Origin of the sequence: Pacificoceanicola algae, assembly GCF_049341065.1 — a bacterium.
Classification (GTDB): domain Bacteria; phylum Pseudomonadota; class Alphaproteobacteria; order Rhodobacterales; family Rhodobacteraceae; genus Pacificoceanicola.
In genome coordinates, this window is the sequence record NZ_JBMPIX010000068.1 from 1 (window position 1) to 788 (window position 788).

A 788-nucleotide genomic window follows, 5' to 3' on the forward strand; every position below is an offset into this window, starting at 1 on the left:
TCTGCGGTTTTGTCGTAGCGGGTTGCGACGCGACGGGCGTTCTTGAGCTTGTTGAAGCAGCGCTCGACCAGGTTGCGCAGGGAATACAGGGAATGATCGACACCGACCCGCATCCTGCGTGATTTGCGCATGGGAATTTGGGTAAGCACGTCCCGCCTCTCCATCGTTTTCCGAATGCGGTCAGCATCATAGCCTCTGTCTGCCAACAGGACGCTTGGCTCTGGCAGGTTGTCGGCCATGACCAGATCGAACCCCAGGTAATCGGACGTCTGGCCTGGCGTGATCTCGGTTCTCATGGGCAGGCCGGCTGCATTGACACGGAGGTGGATCTTGGTCGTGAAGCCACCTCTTGAGCGGCCAAAACCCTGTCGCGGAGTCCCCCTTTAGCGCCCGCAGCCTGATGATGGGCGCGGATCACGGTGCTGTCGATCATTTGCAGAGCGTCCGGCACGACCCCACTGTGGTTCAAGGCCTCCATGATTTCCTCCCAGAGCCCCGCCAGCGTCCATCGCCGGAATTGCCGGTATACGCTTGACCATTTTCCAAACTCTTCGGGCAAGTCACGCCACGGGGCCCCGGTGCGGGCGATCCAGAAAATCCCATCAAGAACAAGCCGGTGGTTGGTGGGTTTGCGTCCATTCGGGGCGCGGACAGCCTGGATGAAGCGTTCAAAGAACCTCCATTCCTCGTCCGACATCAGGTCTCGTGCCAAGTTGTTCTCCATTGCAGATACCAGCTTGAATCACGATCAGCGCCCGGTGGAAATCCCTTTTGTCAACACGGCCTAG

At 59.0% G+C, this 788-nt stretch carries 1 protein-coding gene; it reads right to left on the reverse strand.

All coding sequences use genetic code 11. The features are described from left to right. A protein-coding gene (locus ACOYQJ_RS26210; protein ID WP_422908817.1) for an IS5 family transposase occupies positions 1–724 on the reverse strand; the annotation gives its coding sequence in 2 pieces (ribosomal slippage) (positions 1–385 and positions 385–724; 725 coding nt annotated over the 2 pieces). This gene is flagged as partial in the annotation. Between the last annotated feature and the right edge of the window lie 64 nt (positions 725–788).